The following is a 19,314-nucleotide window of genomic DNA, read 5'->3' as shown; positions in this document are numbered from 1 at the left end:
AAAAAAGAAAAGGAGAATTTTCTTATTCCTTTAGAAGTGATTTACAGAAATTCTCTTCCTGAGGGATCATCAGTTTTTGAGAGATTGAAAGAGGGATCTTTAAAACTACAGGATCTTGGACTTCACTCTATTCCTGAAAAAGGAGCTAAATTGCAAAAACCTATAGTTGATTTTTCGACAAAGCTTGAAGTAAATGATAGATATCTTTCCTATGAAGAGGCAAAAGAAATTAGTGGTTTTTCAAAAGAAGAATTTGAAAAGATAAAAAATTTGATTTTATTTATTGACGAAAAGATCATAGAAGAAGGAGAAAAAATGGGGCTTATAAATGAAGAGGGTAAGGTGGAGTTCGCTTTTGATCTTGAAAGAGAGTTTATGGTGGTGGATGCGGTAGGAACTCTTGATGAATGTAGATTTACCTTTGAAGGAATACCGGTAAGCAAAGAAATTGCAAGAATCTATTACCGAAAAACCGATTGGTATAAAGAAATAGAAGAGGCAAAAAAGAAAGATCGTTTTCATTGGAAAGACTATGTAAGCTCTCCTCCTCAACTTCCAAAGCAAATAAGAGAGTTGATATCCTTAATTTATAAAGCATATGCCAATGAACTTACAGGAATAGAATGGTTTGAAACTTCCCCTCTGAAAGATCTACTCTACAGAGTAAAGGAATTAATTTAAAAATAAATTTAAATTCTAAGGAGGGCAAAAACTGTCCCTCCTTAAAAAACCCCTTATCCCTTATGAAACCTTTTCTTGACTCATTTTTAAAACTTTCTCACAAGTAAGTGCTTAACTTTATCCACAATTGTGGATAACTTTGTGGACAGGTTGTGGATAACTCTGTGGATAACTTTAGCAAATTGTGGATAACTTTGTGAATAAGTTGTGAATTGTGGATAATGTGGAAAAGTTTTGAAAACTTATCCACAATTATAAACCTTTTAAAAAGTAATTTTTCTCCTTTTATCCACAATGTCCACAGTCCCTACTACTACAACAAGTCTTTGTTTTTATAAGCATATATTTGTAGTTTTTATAGAAAACTGTGGATAATTTTTGAAGATGAAGAGCCCCTTGGAAGGGGCTCCCTTTGAGAAAAGAAATTCTGACTGGGATGGAGTTTATTCTTTGATTAAAATTATATATTTTATTAATTAATTTTGCAATACTTTTTGTAAGAAATTTAATGACCTTAAATAAAAACGTGTTAGCTAAAACTAAATTCTTTTTATATTTATTTTTTGAAGTGTAAAAATAATACTCTCGGAAAATTGAATAAAAATTTTGATATAATCTAAACTATGATAAATGTATGGGATGTATTATTAAGATTTATTCTATCTACATTATTCTCTGGAGTTATAGGCTGGGAGAGGGAAAAAGAGGAAAAACCAGCTGGGCTTAGAACTCATATATTGGTTTCCTTAGGTTCTACTCTCTTTATGATTGTATCCGCCTATGCCTTTCCAGGAAATGGTGATCCTGGAAGGATAGCAGCTCAAGTTGTGACAGGTATAGGCTTTATAGGAGCGGGTACAATTTTAAGAACAGGATTTACTGTAAAGGGGTTGACTACGGCAGCAAGTATATGGGCAGTCTCTGGAATTGGACTTTCGGTGGGAGCTGGACTATATTTTCCAGCTTTTATAGCTACTATTTTTATTATAGTAGTACTTGTTTTAGCAACAAAACTTGAAAAGATTTTTTTAGGTACTCATCAAGATGTGGGATTAAATTTGATAATAGAAGATAGGCCTGGGGCTATAGGAGAGATAGGGACTCTTCTTGGAGAATTAAATGTGGACATAAAACAGATAGAACTTGGAAATTCCTGGGGAGGAAAAATTTCTTTAAAAATATTAGTTAGGATTCCTCAAAAGTTGACAAAAAATGAATTACTTTTAAGGCTTTCAGATCTTCCTTCTGTTATTGATGTGGAATTGATTTAGAAATTTTAAAGGAGGGAGGTTATGGAAACTGATAAATATATTTCAAGATTAGTTGAGGAAAATGTTTATCATATTTCTGATTATAGGGATGATAGCTTTTATTTAATAATTGGAGAAAATAAAGCAATACTTTTTGATACAGGAATGGGGACAGGAGATCTTAAGAAGTACATAGGGAGTCTTACTAATAAAGATGTAGAAGTGGTGATTTCTCATGCTCATTGGGATCATATAATGCAGGTGAACCAGTTTGAGAAGGTGTATATGAATCATAAAGATATAGAGATTATAAAAATTTTTAAGATGGATATTAAATATGACCATTTTTTAGATATTAAAGATGGGGATATTTTGGATATAGGGGGAAGGAAATTAGAAGTTATAGAGGTACCAGGACATACTCCTGGTTCTATTGTTCTTTTGGATAACAAGTATAAACTTCTATTTAGTGGTGATGCTATAGGAGCTGGACATACATGGATGCAACTTCCAGGATGCCTTCTTTTAAGTAGTTATTTGGAGAGTCTGCACAAACTTGCAAAGAGAAGTAATGAATTTGAGAAAATCTATAACGGCCATTTGGCTCAAAGAAATGGTATTCCTGTGCCAAGGGAATATTTATTTGATCTTATAAAAGCTGTAGAAAAAGTGATCTCTGGTGAACTTATGGGAGAACCTTATCCTTATGGTAATTTTGGAGGATTATATGTGAATTATGGTATGGCTACGCTTGTTTATAATCCTCAAAACATTAAATAAAAATTTTATTAAAATAGTTATTGACAAAAAGAATTTTTTGTTATAAATTCATAATAAACGATTTCGTAAATGATTTTATAAGGAGGTGGTATAGAAAAATTTAATCCTCTTTTTTGAAAGGATCATTCTGGATTAAACCAAGTTTTTAAGTTAAAAGGGGGATTTTTTATGAAAAAGGTATTGTTATTTGTTATCTTGTTATTACTATCCTTAATCAGTTTTTCTCAGATGGGACTCTCTCAACTTGCTGTTAATGTTCCAAGAAACGAGACTATTATTGCAAATATTTTAAGTGGAAGAATTGGATCACCTGATAACTTTAATGTATGGCCTGCTACATGGAGATCTCCTGATAGAGGAATTCAACAATTAATGCTTGAGCCTCTTTGGATTGTGGATCCTGCAACAGGTAAAGTGATTAATGCTTTAGCAAAGGATAAACCTATTTATAATAGTGATTTTACAAAGATGATTGTAAAAATAAGAGAGGGTTGCTATTGGAGTGATGGGGTAGAATTTACTGCTGACGATGTGGTGTACACTGTGGAATTAATTATGAAGTATAAAGAAATGGGATATAATGCAAGTTTTAATGAGTATGTAAAAAGGGTATACAAAACTGATAAATACACGGTAGTATTTGAACTTAAAAAACCTAATGCAAGATTCCATACTTATTTCTTAGATAGATGGGGTGCTTGTAGACCTCTTCCAAAACATGTATTTGAAAAAGTAAAAGATCCAATTGCCTTTGATTTTAAACCTCCAATTAGTTCTGGTCCTTATGTACTTAATAGCTATGATCCAGGTGGATACTGGGTACTTTGGGAAAGAAGAGAAGATTGGCAGAGGACTCCGACAGGAAAGCTCTTTGGAATGCCTCAACCCAAATATGTATTGTTCTACTACTATGGACCAACAGAAAAGCAGGTTCTTGCTCAGAATAATCATCAACTTGATATGGCAGATCTAACCATGGAAGGATTGAGATCTGTTCTTCAAACTAATAAATATGCAAGGGCATATAGAAAAGAATTCCCATACATTTTTAACGTAGATCCTTGTGTAAGTGGTGTAATATTCAACAATGCAAAGGCTCCATGGAATAATAAAGAAATAAGATGGGCTTTAACCCTTACAATAGATATTGTTGATTATGTAGGTCTTGCTTATGACTATGCGGTAACTGTTTCACCTCTTCATATACCTGCAACTCCTGCATATATGGAGTGGTACTTCAAGCCCTTAGAGCCATGGTTAAAGAACTTGACAATCACTGTTGATGGAAAACCATTTAAAGTATATGATCCTGATGTACCTATGAGAATAGCGGAGAATGCTAGAAAAAGAGGATACAATGTACCTACTGATCCTAATGAAATAAGAAAGATTTTTGGAATTGGATGGTATAAATATGCACCTGATATAGCAGAAAAATTACTTATAAAGAATGGATTTAAGAGAGATAAAGATGGTAAGTGGTTGACTCCTGATGGTAAGCCTTGGAAGATTACAATTCTTACTCCACCGAATCCTGCTTCTGTAAACTATAGAAATGCCTTTGCATTATCTCAGGTTTGGAAAAAGTTTGGAATTGAGACCGAAGTATATGCTACAGAGAATGATGGTACATTAATGAATGTAGGAGATTTTGAGGTATCAACTTCTAGGCAATGGCCTGCAAGGGAGCCATGGGGTGGACATCCAGACTTATATAGAACTATGGAACAATTCAACTCATCTTATTATAGACCTCTCGGCGAGTACTATCCAGGGCATTAGTGCAGATGGACCAATCCTCAAATGGATAAAGTGATAGCAGAGATGCAGAAAATCAGTTGGGATTCACCGAAGAATAAGACCCTTGGTATGGAAGGATTAAAGATATTAGCCCAAGAAATGCCAACAATTCCAACCTTTACTTATCTAGGAGTGATAGGATACGATGAATACTACTGGACCAATTATCCAACAGCAGAAAATCCATATTGTATACCATATCATCATTGGCCCAACTTTAAGTATATGTTACCATTCTTAAAGCCAACAGGAAGAAAGTAAAAGTAAATTTAGCAACAAAATATATGGAAAAGGGGACCGAAAGGTCCCCTTTTTATTTTGTATTTGTGATTGTATAATTTTACTAAAAATTGGTCTTAATCAACTTGGAGGATTTTTGCTATGGAAGAAAGATTTGAATCAAATTGGGAAGCAGTTTTCGAACCCGAAGATTATCTCTATTTTTATGAAGATATGTTGACCGATGAGCAAACCCAGATTGAAGTGGATTTTATTAGAAGAGAACTTAACTTGAAGGATCCTAAAAAAATTCTTGATATGGCATGTGGTTATGGAAGACATGCAAATAGGCTTGCTCTTTATGGACATGAAGTGGTGGGAGTAGATATAAGTGAAAAGTTTTTAAAAATGGCAATGAAGGAGGCAGAGAAGTTAAATGTTAATGTGAGATATGTTTTAAAAGATATTAGAGAAATAGATTTTGAAGAGGAGTTTGATGTAGTTATATCTATGTTCACGTCCTTTGGGTATTATGAAGACGAGGATAACTTGAAGATATTAAAAAATGTTGCTAAAGCCCTAAAAAGGGGTGGTAAATTTTTATTAGACTTAAGCAATAGAGATTTTATATTAAGAAATTTTCTACCTTATGTAGTTATTGAGAGAGAGGGTAATTATATGATTGATTTTAATATTGTAGATATAACTGAGGGGCGTATATATAACAAGAGGGTAGTAATAAGAGATGGGGTAAAAAAGGAAAAGCCTTTTTTAATAAGGCTCTATGCTCCTACCGAGATAAAGTTTATTCTTGAAAGTTTAGGATTGAAGGTTATAAAGTTTTTTGGAGGATATGATAGTAGCCCATTAAGTATTTACTCAAGAAGAATGATTATAATTTCCGAAAAGGTATAAGGGGGTTAATATGAAAAATCTATTTTTAATTTTGTTTCTTTCCGTTTTTGTTATTTCAAATCTTTTTGCCATAGATTTTGATACTGCCAATAAGATCTTTTTTGAAGCAAGAAGAGATAGAGACGTAGAAAAGATTAAGGCTTTAATAAGTACTTTAGAAGGTGATAAGGATCTCCTGACAAGCTCTCAACTTTTAACTGTTCTTGCGGACTCTTATCTGGAATATGGGCTTTGGGGGGTAGAAGGTAAGGAAAAAGAAAAGATCTATGAAAAGGCAAGAAGTTATGCGGAAAAAGCCATAAAGCTTGATCCTAACAATGGAAGGGCATGGTATATAGCAGGGGCTTCCATTGGAAGACTTGCTCAATATAGGGGAATAGTTCAAAGCTTATTTATGCTTAAGGATTTTGATAGGTATATAAGTAAAGCTATAGAGATTTTAAATGATCCTCTTTATAGGACTTTTGCTCTTCTGGCTATGGGTATGAGATATAGGGATGTTCCATGGCCTCTTTATAACTACGAAAAAGCAGAAAGTTATATGAAAGAAGCTTTAAAGTATACTCCAATCTATCCTAATATATATCTTGAACTTGGATATTTATATTTGAAAATGGGAAAGAAAGATCTTGCTAAGGAGATGTTTATTAGAGTGGTAAAATCCGATCCTCATCCATGGTTGATAAAAACTCATGAGGAATCGGTCAATCTTGCTAAGAAGGAATTAGAAAAGTTAGGGGGGATTTAGGAGTGAAATTGAAAGTATTCTTGTTATTGGCTTTGCTTTTGTTTGTGGCAGGCTGTACCTCCTATGAACTTAAATTGGAGATGCTACCTCTCCTTAGAGGTATAAACATGGGAAATGCTCTTGAAGCCCCAAGAGAGGGGGAGTGGGGTGTAGTTATAAAAGATGAATATTTTAAGATCATCAAAAATGCAGGTTTTTCACATGTTAGAATTCCCATAAGGTGGAGTGCTCATGCAGATTTGAACCCTCCTTATACTATAGAAAAATCATTTTTTGATAGAGTAGATCATGTAGTAAATGAAGCTTTAAGGAATAATCTTTTTGTGGTGATCAATATTCATCACTATGAGGAGATAATGCAGTATCCTGAGAAGCATAAAAATAGATTTTTAGCTTTATGGAAGCAAATAGCGGAACATTATAAAGATTATCCTAATACTTTAATTTTTGAACTTTTAAATGAACCTTGCATGAATTTAACTTCAGATCTATGGAATAAATACTTAGCAGAAGCCATAAAAGTGATAAGAGTAAGTAATCCTGATCGATTTATAGTGGTAGGTCCTGTGAATTGGAATAGTGTTTATGCTCTGAGAGACTTAAGATTACCAAAGGACGAAAAGAATATTATAGTTACCTTCCATTATTATAACCCCTTTTATTTTACCCATCAGGGAGCTGAGTGGGTACAGCCTTCTCCTCCTGTGGGAGTAAAATGGTGGGGAAGGGAAGATGAAAAAGCAGAAATTGATAGAGAGCTTGATATGGCAGTAGAATGGTCCATAAGGAATGGTAAAGTACCCCTTTATATGGGAGAATTTGGAGCGTATTCTAAGGCAGATATGGACTCAAGGGTAAGATGGACAAGTTATGTAGCAAGATCAGCTGAGAAAAGAGGTATAGCTTGGGCATACTGGGAATTTTGTGCAGGATTTGGAGCTTTTGATCCTATAAAAAATGAATGGAGAATACCTTTGTTAAAAGCCCTTATACCTGAAACTAAATTATAATAAAATAAATCCCCCAAAGCCTTCCTTTGGCTTTGGGGGATTTTGTTTTATGGATTTTGTTTTATTCTTCAACTTTTAAATTAGGAAGTTCATCTTTAGTGATAACAAAGGGATGATTAAATACTTTTTTAATGTGAGAAATTTCATTTTTATTGGGATCATTTTCAAATCCTGACCAGGTCATAAACCATGCCCAGTAGGCTTTTTGTTCTTTCATTAAATCAGGATCTGGAATAATTCCATTTTCTGTGAGAGCTACTAATTTCTTTCCACCAAAGATTTTTACGATATTATAGAACATACCTGTAGAAGGAGAATAATTTTTGTCATTAAGATAGACATCTGCGCCTACAATGTCTACATACTCGTCTCCAGGATACCATTTCAGGGCATCAGGAGAGTCAGTAGTGGTCCATACCCATATAAGGTTATTTATCTTATGGTAGTTTACAAGCCTGTCAAAAAGTAATCTCCATAGCTTTTTGCAAGGTTCAGGACCCTTTGCACCCCACCAAAACCATCTACCCTCTGCCTCATGTAAAGGCCTCCAGAGTATAGGAACTCTCGCTTCTTGAAGTCTTTTTAATTGAACTGCAATGGCATCTATATCCCTTATTATAAGTTTGTAATCCTCTGATTCAGGATGATTTAGAGCATACTCTATGTCAAAGCTGGTGGCATTAGTATAGAAGCCTCTCCACCATTCCTTTCCTGGGGCATCATAAAGTCCTTTGGGTGCATTCCAATGCCATTGAAATTGAACAATTCCTCCCATATTCCACCAATCTATAGCATCTTCCACATCCCTTGAAGAAGCTCCTCTTTCTACTCTTGAAGGAGAGTAGTCTATCATATCAAATCCACATATAGCAGGGAATTTGTCAGTAATGTTCCAAATCCAAAAGGCATCTTTATATCCCATCTGTCCTGATAAAGTGTATTTTCCATATATACTTACTAAATAATCCATTAGTTTTTGGGCTTCTTTTGAAGGATTGGGAGTTACTAATTTATTTGTGGGATTCATAGTGGGAAGTTCTGCTTTTTTGATTTTAAAGTAGTCAAGAAGGAACCACCCCCAGCTTTTTACTATGCTTATGGTATTTTTTCCGCTTTTCAAAGGAATCAATCCTCCATAGACCGTTGTGAAACTTTGAGATGGAGGAAATTTTACATTAGTTTGGAATACGCCATTAACATAGAGAGAATTCTCTTTATATCCATAGGGTGCAGCGTATCCGATTATCAGTTCATACATTCCAGCCTCCTTGACCTCAAAGGTTATGGTGCAGGAATCTCCGTCCCTATCAAACCCATCCACATAACCTGTGCCTTGGTATCCAGGGAGATTTTTTGCTACATAGGTACCATTTAATACTCCATTTTCTGCTTCAACAACTATTTCATCGGTGGAAAAATTAAGAGAAAAAATTAGGATGAAAGTAATGAGGAGAATTAATAAAAATTTCATAAGAGAAAATACATCCTCCCTTCTTTATGTAATTAATTTATTTTACACTTTATAAAGAAGGGAGTAAATATAGTTTAATAAATAATTGTAACTATTCACATTTTACTTTACAGTTAGTTCTTTTTTCTTAAGCTTATCTTCCGCCTCTTTAATATAGGTCTCGTAGGCTTGTATTTTATAATTTAACCTTTCAAGGGCTTTTTGCATTTCCTCTATTTTCTTTTGGAGTTTATCCCTTTGTTCAATTAATATTTTTTTCCTTTCTTCTAAGGTTGAATCTCCTTTTTGAAAAAGTTTTACATATTTTACTAAGGCTTCTATCTCGACTCCTGCAGATCTCATGCATTTTATAAATTCTATCCATTCTTATTCTCATATTTTCACCTCTTATTTCTTAATTTGTAATTTCTTTAGCCACTCTAAGATCTTTTCTCTAAGGTCTTTAGATCCACCTTCGTATGTAGAGAAAGGCTCTAATATTTTAGATTCTGGGCATAGTTTTTTAATATCGTTTATTATTCTTCCTTGTCCTCCTCCACCATGGGTTATGAAGGGTATAACATTTTTTCCTGATAGATTATGTTGGGAGAGAAAGGTTGCTATAGGAGGAGCAATGGTGCTCCACCAATTTGGGGTGCCAACAAAGATTATGTTATACTTTTCTATATCTTCCACTTTTGTTTTTATGGGAGGCTTATAATTCATTTTTATCTCTTTTTTTGCTTGTTCTAATGTAGCGTTATAAGAAGAAGGGTAGGGATTTTCTGGAATTACCTCTATTACGTCTCCCCCCGTTTCCTTTTGGATTATCTCTGCAATTTTTCTCGTATTTCCCGACCAACTATAATACACAATAAGTATATTAGACATATAATTTCCTCCTCTTTATCCTTCTTATTGGGAGTATACAATTTGGAATTTACTCTAAGTCAAATGAAATGTAAACGAAAAATTAAAGATAGAGGGTAAAGGTTTTTTAAGTGAGCATAAGGTTTCTTTATTCATATAGAAGTTTTCTTTTCTCTACTTTATACTGTAAAATAATTCAAAATATAGTGCTATAATCTATTGTTATTGTTGAAGAGCTTTTTCTTAAAAGTATTACATCTTCAGGTTGTAAAATGGGAAGATGATTGGACTATCATGGGTATTAATGGTGAACTTATGAGTTTGTATAGGAAACTTTATAGGGGTAGTAAAGCAAAAAACTAATTTTAGACTCATCACGGTTACTAATGGTATTTATTATCTCAGAGAGTATCTTTTTTAGTAATTTTAAATTATGAGTATTCTTAAAAGGTTTGGAGGTAAGACATGGAGGTTAAAAGAATTTTAGGAGCTATGTTTTTAAATCTTTTTATGGCACTTTTAGAGGTTCTTGGTGGAGTTTTTTCGGGGAGTTTAGCACTTATAAGTGATGCTCTTCACAATATTAACGATTTTTTTTCTTTGCTTATTAGTTATCTTGCGGAAATAATTTCTAAAAACAAAAAGAGTAATTTAAATCACACCTTTGGATTTAGAAGAGTAGAGATTCTTGCTGCCCTTTTAAATGGTGTTTTACTTCTTGGAGTTTTTTTATTTTTGATTATAGAGGCTTTTGGTAGGATAAAATCTCCAAAGGAAGTAGAAGGGATTCAAACGGTTATAATTGGAGTTATAGGTCTTGTAGGTAATATTCTTGGAGCCTCACTTCTCCATGAAGATTCTCATCATAATTTAAATATTAAAGGTGCTTTTTTACATCTTCTTTCTGATGCCATATCTTCGGTAGGAGTTATTATAGGAGCCTTATTTATTATTTTTTACAGACTTTATGTTGCGGATACCATAATGTCTCTTCTTATTGCGGGATTTATTTTATATAGTTCTGTAGATCTAATTAAGGAGACCATACATATATTGATGGAAGGAACTCCAAAGGGACTTAATATTAATGAAATTCAAAAAATCATATGCCAAATTTCTGGAGTTAAAGATATACATCATATCCATGTTTGGCAGATATCTACTAAGGATTATCTTTTCTCAGCCCATGTGGTGGTTGAGGATCAAAAGATCTCAGAGGCTCAAAAAATAATTTCTCAAGTAAAGCAGGCTTTAAAGGATAAATTTAACATACATCATTCAACCATTGAGATAGAATCTGAGGATTTGCTTAAAGAGAAGGAGTGCCAGTGTGAATACTGAAAGATTTCTTCCTATAAATCTTTATGAAGCAAGAAAGAGAGGGTGGGATGAAGTTGAGATAATAATTATCACAGGAGACGCTTATGTAGATCATCCCTCTTTTGGAGCTTCAGTTATAGGAAGATATTTGGAATATTTTGGATTTAGGGTAGGAATAATTCCTCAACCTAACTGGAAGAATAAAGAGAGTTTCAAAGTATTAGGAAGACCAAAGCTCTTTTTTGGTATTACTGCAGGATCTGTAGATTCTATGGTTGCTAATTATACTCCCAATAAATTTAGGCGAAAGGAAGATGCATATACTGAAGGGGGAGTTCCTGGAAAAAGACCTGACAGAGCTACTATTGTATATGCTAATTTTGTCCATGAGATTTTTCCTGATGTCCCTATAATTCTTGGTGGAATTGAGGCGAGCCTTCGTAGGTTTTCCCATTATGATTTTTGGGATGATAAAGTAAGGCATTCTATTCTTCTCGATTCTAGGGCAAAGATCATAGTTTATGGAATGGGAGAAAAACAAACTTTACAAATTGCCAAGATGCTTTCCGAGGAAAGATCCTGGTATGAGATTTATCAAATTCCAGGAATTGTATTCTCCCTAAGTGAGAAAGAGTTTGAGAGTTTCATGAAAGACAAAGAATATATCCTTCTCCCTTCTTTTGAAGAGGTTTCTCAAGATAAGGATAGGTATTATGATTTTCAAAAATTACTTTTAGAAGGAATGAAAAAGAGAAAGATATTGGTACAAAAAGATGGGAAAAGATTTATTGTTCAAAATCCTCCTCCCACTTATACATCTCAAGATCTTGATCTTATTTATTCTTTACCTTTTATGAGGCTTCCTCATCCTTCATATAAAGAAAAAATTCCAGCTTTTGAGACTGTAAAAACCTCTATTGTCTCCCATAGGGGATGTTTTGGAAGTTGTACTTTTTGTTCTCTAAATCTTCATCAGGGATGGCAGGTAATATCAAGAACCGAAAGGTCAATTCTGGAAGAGGTTTATAGATTGACAAGACATAAAGAATTTAAAGGGACCATCTCTGATGTAGGAGGACCAACAGCAAATATGTATAAATTAAGGTGTAAAATTCATAATGTTCCTGGATCATGTCCAGAAAGGGATTGTCTTTTTCCTGATGTGTGTAAATATTTGGAGATTGATCATTCGGCTCAAATCAATCTCTTGAGAAAGATTAAAGAGATAGAAAAAGTAAAACATGTATTTATAGCTTCGGGTATAAGATACGATATTGCACTGAAGGATGAAGAATATATTAGGGAGATTATTAGAGAAGGCTATATTGGAGGACATTTATCTACTGCTCCTGAGCATGTAAAGGGACATGTTCTGGAAATTATGAAAAAGCCTAAATTTGAAGTATATGAAAGGTTTGTAGAGGCTTTTGAGAAAAATTTAAAAAAATACGGAAAAGAACTTTATATAATTCCCTACTTTATATCTGCACATCCTGGTGCAACCATTAAGGATGCATGGGATCTTGCCATGTATGTGAAGGGGCTTGGGCACTATTTGGAGCAGATTCAGGATTATACACCTCTTCCTCTAACTCCTGCATCTTGCTCCTTTTATACCGAATATCATACCTTGAGAAAAGAGAAAATTTACGTAGCAAAAACTTATGAAGAAAGAAGACTTCAAAGGGCTTTAGTTCAGTATAAAGATAAAAAGAATAGGGAGTTTTTGATAAAAAATAAAAGAAAAATTCCTTTCCCTTTGGAGAAGTTATTGGGTTAAAAAATGAGACAAAAAATTATATAATTTAAGCTGTATAAAAGGAGGGGAAGTTAAATGGGGGATAATCTTAAAAATATTCTCAGAATAATTCTTATATATCTTGTTATAGGCATATTTTGGGTATTTTTGTCCCATCGGTTTATAGATGTTCTGGTAAAAAATGCAAATATCATACCTTTGGTGTATGCTCTAAATAGAAAAGAAAAGAAGAACTTATTAGGAAGATTCAGATAGAAAAGGAGAATTTTAGTAATCTTGTTAGTATAGCTAATGATATAGTGGTTATGTTAAATAAAGTTGGAAATATTCAGTATATTAATGATCGTGGATGCCAGTTATTAGGCTATGAAAAAGAAGAAATTTTAGGAAAAAAACTGGTTTGAAAATTGTTTACCTTCAAGAGTTAGGAATGAGATTGAATCGGTTTTTTATAGGATTCTGAATGGAGAGGAGTCTTTGCTAGTAAAAGAGGTTAAAAATCCCATTTTGACTAAAAATAAAGAAGAAAGAATTTATCTTGTGGAATAATACTATTATTAAAGAGAACAATAAAGTGAAGGGAATATTAAGTTTTGGAAAAGATATCACTGATGGAGATTTTAACTCTGCACTCTATGCTTTTTTGAAAAAAGTTTGTGAGTTCTTTTTTGCACCTTACGGAGAAATGTGGACTTTGGATAGTAAAGGTAGGAAGCTTATTCTTTCCAACGTTTTTTATGCAAGAGAAGATAAATATAAGGGGTTTTATAAAAGAAGTAAAGAACTTTCTTTTTCTCCTGGAGAAGGGGTTCCAGGTAAATGCTGGATGAATTTAAATTACCTAATAATAGAGAACTTACAAGAGAGAGCAGAATTTATAAGAAAAGAGTTGGCAAAGGAATTTAATCTAAATTCCTTGATAGCCATACCTATCTATAGTGAGAATGAGTTTATAGGCGTATGTGATAAAAAGAAGACAGAACTATCTCCCTCTCTTGCAGTTCAGATTGCAAGAGTCTTTGAGACTAAAAAGAGTATAGCAAAGATTCAAGAATTGTTAAGATTAATTGATATTTCTGATGATGCAATAATTGTATTAGACGAGGAAGACAAGGTTTTATTTTGGAATCAAGGCGCAGAAAAACTATATGGTATATCTAAGATGGATGCTTTAGGAAAGAATATCAATAAGATTCTTTCTTACTCTTATGAGACTATTAAAGGGAAGCTTATCAGTAAAGGAAAATGGATAGGAGAGATAGAACAAAGAAAAAGTGGCGGAGAAAGAATATTAGTAGGGAGTTTTATGGAGCTTGTAAAAAATGAGGAAGAAGAGGGTTATAAAATTTTTATAAGAAATACAGATATTACTTTCATTAGAAGGCTTCAAGAACAGTTGAATAGGGCTCAGAAACTTGAGAGTATTGGAAATCTTGCAAGTGGCATTGCTCATGACTTGAATAACATTTTTACTCCTAAAAATATAGATATAAAAATTGAAATTTCTGGAGAGCTTCATCCTATATTAGGAGACCCTACTTCTATAAACCAGGTGCTTCTGAATCTCTGTGTAAATGCAAAGGATGCAATGCCAAATGGTGGAGTTCTTACTATAAAGGTAGAAAATGTTTATATTGATGAGGATTATGCTAAGTGGAATCCTATGTCAAAGGTGGGAGATTATGTGGTGATTACAGTAGCAGATACAGGGATAGGAATCCCTAAGGATGTAATGGACAAGATCTTTGATCCTTACTTTACTACAAAAGGCGAGAAAGGAACGGGCTTAGGACTTTCTACGGTTTACACTATTGTAAAAGAGCACGAGGGATTTATAAATGTATACAGTGAGGAAGGGGAGGGAACTGTTTTTAAAGTATATATTCCAGCTATAAGCAATCATAAAAATAAAAAGGAGGAAGATAGAAAAGAGATCTCTGAAAAAAAGAGTTATGTTTTAGTAGTTGAAGATGAAAAGCATATTAGGGAAATAGTAAAAGATATGTTGGAGAGGAATAATCTCAACGTACTTTTGGCAGAAAATGGAAAAGAAGCTGTAAAAATTTTGGAGGAGAATAAGGAGTTAATAAACCTTGCTATTGTGGATTATAACCTCTCAGACGTAAAAGGGGATGTACTTATTGGGGAGATTAAAGCTATGCTACCTGAATTAAAGATTATACTTATGAAAAATAAACAATATTCCTGCAGATAGTTACTTAAAGAAGCCCTTTAAGAAAGAAGAGTTACTAAAGATAATAGAAGAACAATTAGGTTAAAAGATTGGATTCTTTTTCAATTTTAAGAATTTTGTCCCATATTTCTAAAGCACAATCTACTAATTTTGGATCAAACTGCAAACCCTTTTGTTTTATTAATTCTTCCTGTATCTTTTCTTTTGGCATAGGATCCTTGTATGGTCTTTTGGAGAACATAGCATCTATTGCATCCGCAATACAGACAATTATTCCTTCTACAGGGATGTCTTCTCCTTTTAAGCCATAAGGGTATCCCGCTCCATTCCATTTTTCATGATTTCAAATTCTTCTGCAGTTAATTTTCCTGGTTTTAAAAGTATACTATCAGGAATTCCTACTTTTCCTATATCATGAAGAGGGGCAGCTAATTTTAAGGAATAGCAATACTCAGGGGAAAAACCTAAGGCATTAGCAAATTCATAAGCAATATTTCCAACTCTTATGGTATGTTCATGAGTTTCATCATCTCTAAATTCAGCAAGGAGATTGATTCTTTCCAAAAGCTCCATGGTTAACTCTTTATTTTCTTGCAGAAGTTTATTAATACTTTCTTCTGCTATTTTATAAGAAGTTTTTAAACTTTCTAAAAAACTCTCTCTAAAAGCATAAAAAAATTTTGCTCTTTTAGCAAGCTCTATTCTTATTTTAAGAGTAGTCATATCTATAGGTTTGACTAAGAAATCATCTGCACCAGCTTCTGCACACTGTTTCATGGTTTCCTCATCTCCATATGCGGTAAGCATAATCACCAATATATTTCTTTTAGTTTCTCTAATTTTTTTAAGGTAGTTATTCCATTCATTTCAGGCATTTTTACATCAAGGAGAACAATATCAGGATTTTCTTTCTCTAAAATTTTAAGAGCTTTAACTCCATTTTCTGCAAGAAAAGGTTTCTCTTATAAAGGGTTCATCGTCAACTACCAGTATCTTTTCCATCTTCCTCACCCACCTTTAGAAGTCTATCTACTAAATCTGATATCCTTTTGGAAGAGATCTCTATCTGTTCAGCTATTTCTTTAATTTTTTCAGGAGAACTATAAAATCTACTCTTTAACACTTGGGATTGTCCAAAGATTATGGTTAGAGGATTTCTAAATTCATGAGATACAGTTTTTATAAATTCTTTTCTTTCCTTTTCCAAATTTTCAAGCTTATCAATGTAATTTATTTTCTCAAATATGGAGAAAAGAGAGAGAATAAAAAGTCTATAGATTTTTGTAATAATCTCATCTTTTTTTTCAATAAAAATTACAGTCTCGTTTCCTTCTATTTTGCAATATTTCTTAGCATCATATCCTTCAATGGCATTTGGAAGATGTAGGGAGGAACTATAAATATTTTTTTCCCTGGAAAAGACAGAGATTTCAATGTTTTCTTTTTCAGAAAAAGTTCTTAAAATTTCTACTAAGCTTTTTCTATCCTTGCAATTTATGGCTTCACTTAAGGTCTCCAGTGCATTATTTTGGACAGATATAATTTTTGAGATGGTCTCATTAAGTTTTTCTCCCTCTCTTCTGTATTTATCACTAAGGGTTTTATAGTCTTTCAATGGGTTATAAATAAAGTTGGTAAGAGTATAGAAAGCAATGTTAAAAACTCCCAAAATTTTGAATATATGTCCAAACCATAAAGTCCAGTCAAAGAGGGAAGCATATTTTATAAAAGCTATTTCGCTTAGAGCAAACATAACCCCACTTAAAAGTAAATAAGGGTTGTTTTTGTTTTTAATGCTAAAGGTTAAAAATAAAAGAGTATATAAAATTTCTAAGACACTTTTTAGGGTTGTTGTCCCTAAACCTTCCACATAGAAGATGTTAGTAGGAAGAAGCTTAATAAGAAATATTAAAAGTATGGAGAGCAAAGGAAATAGGAATGTAAAAGAAGTAAATCTTGTGTTTAGATTTTTATATTTTAAGTGAAGTATGGCAAGGATTAATCCACAAGATTGAATGAACCTTGCAAACATCCAGAATATAACACTTAAACCTGTATTGCTTATTCCAGTAAATCCAGCATAGTAAATAGTATGGGGAATATCTAAGATAGCAGAAGAAAGGAATACTGTTCCGATAACTTGAAGAAATGGAGTTCTTTCAGGCATGGGTAGAGAGATTAGTACAATAAAGATGATAAAGGACATAAAGATGGACAAAAATTCTAATAAAAGATGGGTAATATAGGTATAGCTGACAAAATAAATAATACAAAGCAGAATTAACAGTGCTATTAAATTATGTAATGCTATTTTTCATACATATATTTTAGCAGATAATCGAGTGATGGAAAATTGTTTTAGTTTTTGGTTACATTGTTTGACAGTTTTAAAATTTAGTCTTATATTATACTTTCAAGAAGTTAAAGTGGGGAGTCAAAAAATGGGTAGAGATAAGAATGGGATAATAAAAAGTATTATAAAGTACATTTCAGAGGTTTTAATTTTAATTTTTGTAATATTTCATCTTTCTTATGCTTATGTAGAGCCGAGAGCAGACATCAATTCAAAAAGCGAATTTAATCCCCTTTTTAGAGTTTATTATAGCAATGCGGTAATAGTTTTGACCTATCATGCAGTGGATAGGAAGATTTTAGGACCTATAAGCCTTTCTCCAGATCTTTTTGAAAAGCATATGGAATATTTAAAGTATATGGGGTTTCACTTTATTACTCCTGACCTTTTAAGAAGATTTATGGAAGGAAGGGAAGATGTACCTGATAATGCAGTTCTTATAACCTTTGATGATGGTTACGAGAATTTTTACACGAATGCTTACCCTATATTAAAGAAATTTCATATTCCTGCTATTAATTTTGTTATTGTTTCAAAGATTGGTAAGAATGGAGCTTTTCCTCACTTGAAATGGGATGAAATGAGGGAGATGTTAAAAAGCGGTTTGATATATTTTGGATCCCATTCTTATGATTCTCATTATTTAATAAAGATCGGTATATTTAAGAAGGCTCCTGCCCTTGTAGGTAGAAAATTTGAGCTGTTTGGTTATAAAGAGAGCGAAGAGGAATATGAAACAAGAATAGCTTTTGATCTATGGTATTCAAAGGTGCTTTTGGAAAATAATTTAGGTATTTCTGTTAAGGATTTTTGTTTTCCTTATGGGGCATACAATGAGAAATTGTTAGAAATAGGTAAAAATTTAGGATATGAGGTTTTTTACACTACCGAAAAAGGAATAAATAAAACAGCTAAATCAAAATATATCTTAATAAAAAGATTAAATGCTGGTTCCTATAATATGACTTTTTCAAGATTTCAAGCCCTTCTATTTAAGTATATTATACCTCACAAGGTTCAGTCTATTCCTCGTAAAGTTAGGAGTTAAAAGACCTATCTTTACAAATAAATCATTTTTCTTGTCATGCCACCATCTACAATAAAGTTTGCTCCTGTGATGAATCCCGCTTCGTCAGATATTAAAAATAGCACTAAGCTTGCAATATCTTCTGGCTTTCCTACTCTTCCTGCGGGATGTTGTTTGTGATCAAGTTCTGTTAATTCTGGTTTTCTTCTTAAACTTTTCTTTTTCCATTCAGAAGTTTCAATCCAACCAGGGCTTATGCAGTTTACTCTAATCTCTGGTCCGAGGCTTATGGCAAGGGCGTGGGTAAGAGCATAAATTCCACCTTTTGATGCAGAATATGCTTCAGTGTTTGGTTCTGACATAAAAGCTCTTGTGGATGCAATGTTTATTATTACTCCTCCTTCTTTCTTCATATAAGGATAAACATATTTGGAACATAAAAAGGTTCCCGTTAAGTTTACTCCTAAAACCCTATTCCATTCCTCAAGGGTTAATTCTGAAATGGGTTTGTTAATAGAGATTCCAGCATTGTTTATAAGATAATTTATTTTTCCAAAACTTTTTGCTGTCTCCTCTACCATATTTATAACGTCCTCTTCTTTAGAAACATCAGTTTTAATAAATTTTATATTTCCTAATATTGAATATTCCTCTTCTGTTTCTTTTCCTGCCTCTTCATCAATTTCGGCAATAACCACAGAAATACCATTTTCCAAGAATTTTTTTGCTATGGCTTTTCCTATTCCTTGTCCTCCTCCTGTAATAATGGCAACTTTACCCATGCTTATCCCTCCTTAAATGGTTTTTAAATAATTATATAATTGATATACTGATAAGAACATTTACTCAAGGAGGTAAACCAATGAGTGTGGATATAAAAAAGCTCATATCTCAAATGACCCTTGAGGAAAAGGCAAGCCTTTGTTCTGGGCTTGACT

17 protein-coding genes and 2 pseudogenes are annotated in these 19,314 nt (G+C 32.9%); 13 read left to right on the top strand and 6 right to left on the bottom strand.

The genetic code is table 11. The annotated features are described in order from the left end of the window. From ACP5QL_RS09020 to ACP5QL_RS08990, 7 genes and pseudogenes are all read left to right on the top strand, one after another. A partial coding sequence (locus ACP5QL_RS09020) for a phosphoribosylaminoimidazolesuccinocarboxamide synthase (protein WP_428127195.1) occupies positions 1-681 on the top strand: 681 nt, incomplete at its 5' end. A 623-nt stretch (positions 682-1,304) separates the two neighbouring features. After that, positions 1,305-1,952, top strand: a complete 648-nt coding sequence (locus ACP5QL_RS09015; RefSeq protein ID WP_428127192.1) for an MgtC/SapB family protein — start codon at positions 1,305-1,307, stop codon at positions 1,950-1,952. Between the two features lie 21 nt (positions 1,953-1,973). Then, a complete protein-coding gene (locus tag ACP5QL_RS09010; RefSeq protein WP_428127187.1) occupies positions 1,974-2,711 on the top strand; it encodes an MBL fold metallo-hydrolase in 738 nt (245 codons plus the stop codon). 168 nt (positions 2,712-2,879) lie between these two features. Next, positions 2,880-4,772: pseudogene (locus tag ACP5QL_RS09005) on the top strand (ABC transporter substrate-binding protein). A gap of 120 nt (positions 4,773-4,892) precedes the next feature. Beyond that, entirely contained in the window at positions 4,893-5,645 is a 753-nt protein-coding gene (locus tag ACP5QL_RS09000; RefSeq protein WP_428127184.1) for a class I SAM-dependent methyltransferase, read from the top strand. Between the two features lie 10 nt (positions 5,646-5,655). Further along, positions 5,656-6,393 (top strand): tetratricopeptide repeat protein, encoded by a 738-nt coding sequence (locus ACP5QL_RS08995; RefSeq protein WP_012582686.1) that lies wholly within the window; start codon positions 5,656-5,658, stop codon positions 6,391-6,393. Between the two features lie 2 nt (positions 6,394-6,395). Further along, on the top strand, positions 6,396-7,403 hold the full coding sequence (locus tag ACP5QL_RS08990) for a glycoside hydrolase family 5 protein (RefSeq protein ID WP_012582687.1): 1,008 nt from the start codon (positions 6,396-6,398) through the stop codon (positions 7,401-7,403). A gap of 61 nt (positions 7,404-7,464) precedes the next feature. Here the strand turns inward: ACP5QL_RS08990 and ACP5QL_RS08985 are convergent, their stop codons facing one another. From ACP5QL_RS08985 to ACP5QL_RS08975, 3 genes are all read right to left on the bottom strand, one after another. Continuing rightward, positions 7,465-8,874: a glycosyl hydrolase gene (locus tag ACP5QL_RS08985; RefSeq protein ID WP_428127177.1), complete on the bottom strand. Its 1,410-nt coding sequence runs from the start codon at positions 8,872-8,874 to the stop codon at positions 7,465-7,467. Between the two features lie 102 nt (positions 8,875-8,976). Next, on the bottom strand, positions 8,977-9,225 hold the full coding sequence (locus ACP5QL_RS08980) for a hypothetical protein (protein ID WP_272995690.1): 249 nt from the start codon (positions 9,223-9,225) through the stop codon (positions 8,977-8,979). 36 nt (positions 9,226-9,261) lie between these two features. Next, on the bottom strand, positions 9,262-9,744 hold the full coding sequence (locus ACP5QL_RS08975; RefSeq protein WP_428127173.1) for a flavodoxin: 483 nt from the start codon (positions 9,742-9,744) through the stop codon (positions 9,262-9,264). A gap of 444 nt (positions 9,745-10,188) precedes the next feature. Between ACP5QL_RS08975 and ACP5QL_RS08970 the strand changes: the two genes are divergently transcribed. From ACP5QL_RS08970 to ACP5QL_RS08950, 5 genes are all read left to right on the top strand, one after another. Beyond that, complete coding sequence (locus ACP5QL_RS08970) at positions 10,189-11,064, top strand: cation diffusion facilitator family transporter (RefSeq protein ID WP_428127169.1); 876 nt, start codon at positions 10,189-10,191, stop codon at positions 11,062-11,064. Next, a complete protein-coding gene (locus tag ACP5QL_RS08965; RefSeq protein ID WP_272995684.1) occupies positions 11,054-12,823 on the top strand; it encodes a YgiQ family radical SAM protein in 1,770 nt (589 codons plus the stop codon). The genes ACP5QL_RS08970 and ACP5QL_RS08965 overlap by 11 nt, the downstream gene beginning before the upstream one ends. Before the next feature lie 54 nt (positions 12,824-12,877). Further along, on the top strand, positions 12,878-13,057 hold the full coding sequence (locus ACP5QL_RS08960) for a hypothetical protein (RefSeq protein ID WP_012582692.1): 180 nt from the start codon (positions 12,878-12,880) through the stop codon (positions 13,055-13,057). Further along, positions 13,039-13,206, top strand: coding sequence for a PAS domain-containing protein (locus ACP5QL_RS08955; protein WP_164931045.1), 168 nt, complete (start codon positions 13,039-13,041; stop codon positions 13,204-13,206). Before ACP5QL_RS08960 ends, ACP5QL_RS08955 begins: the two co-directional genes overlap by 19 nt. 170 nt (positions 13,207-13,376) lie before the next feature. Beyond that, a complete protein-coding gene (locus ACP5QL_RS08950) occupies positions 13,377-15,017 on the top strand; it encodes a hybrid sensor histidine kinase/response regulator (protein ID WP_428127163.1) in 1,641 nt (546 codons plus the stop codon). Between the two features lie 55 nt (positions 15,018-15,072). Here ACP5QL_RS08950 and ACP5QL_RS08945 read toward each other — a convergent pair. Next, positions 15,073-15,892, bottom strand: a pseudogene (locus ACP5QL_RS08945) (HD domain-containing phosphohydrolase). 83 nt (positions 15,893-15,975) lie between these two features. Further along, on the bottom strand, positions 15,976-17,238 hold the full coding sequence (locus ACP5QL_RS08940) for an MASE3 domain-containing protein (protein ID WP_272995688.1): 1,263 nt from the start codon (positions 17,236-17,238) through the stop codon (positions 15,976-15,978). Positions 17,239-17,437: 199 nt separating this feature from the next. On the opposite strand from ACP5QL_RS08940, the gene ACP5QL_RS08935 reads away from it, so the two are divergent. After that, positions 17,438-18,397, top strand: coding sequence for a polysaccharide deacetylase family protein (locus ACP5QL_RS08935; protein WP_012582695.1), 960 nt, complete (start codon positions 17,438-17,440; stop codon positions 18,395-18,397). Positions 18,398-18,408: 11 nt separating this feature from the next. Here the strand turns inward: ACP5QL_RS08935 and ACP5QL_RS08930 are convergent, their stop codons facing one another. After that, positions 18,409-19,158, bottom strand: a complete 750-nt coding sequence (locus ACP5QL_RS08930; protein WP_012582696.1) for a glucose 1-dehydrogenase — start codon at positions 19,156-19,158, stop codon at positions 18,409-18,411. Between the last annotated feature and the right edge of the window lie 156 nt (positions 19,159-19,314).

The sequence above is a fragment of the Dictyoglomus sp. genome (assembly GCF_049968615.1).
GTDB lineage: Bacteria > Dictyoglomota > Dictyoglomia > Dictyoglomales > Dictyoglomaceae > Dictyoglomus > Dictyoglomus turgidum.
This window is presented reverse-complemented; position numbering and strand designations above follow the sequence as displayed.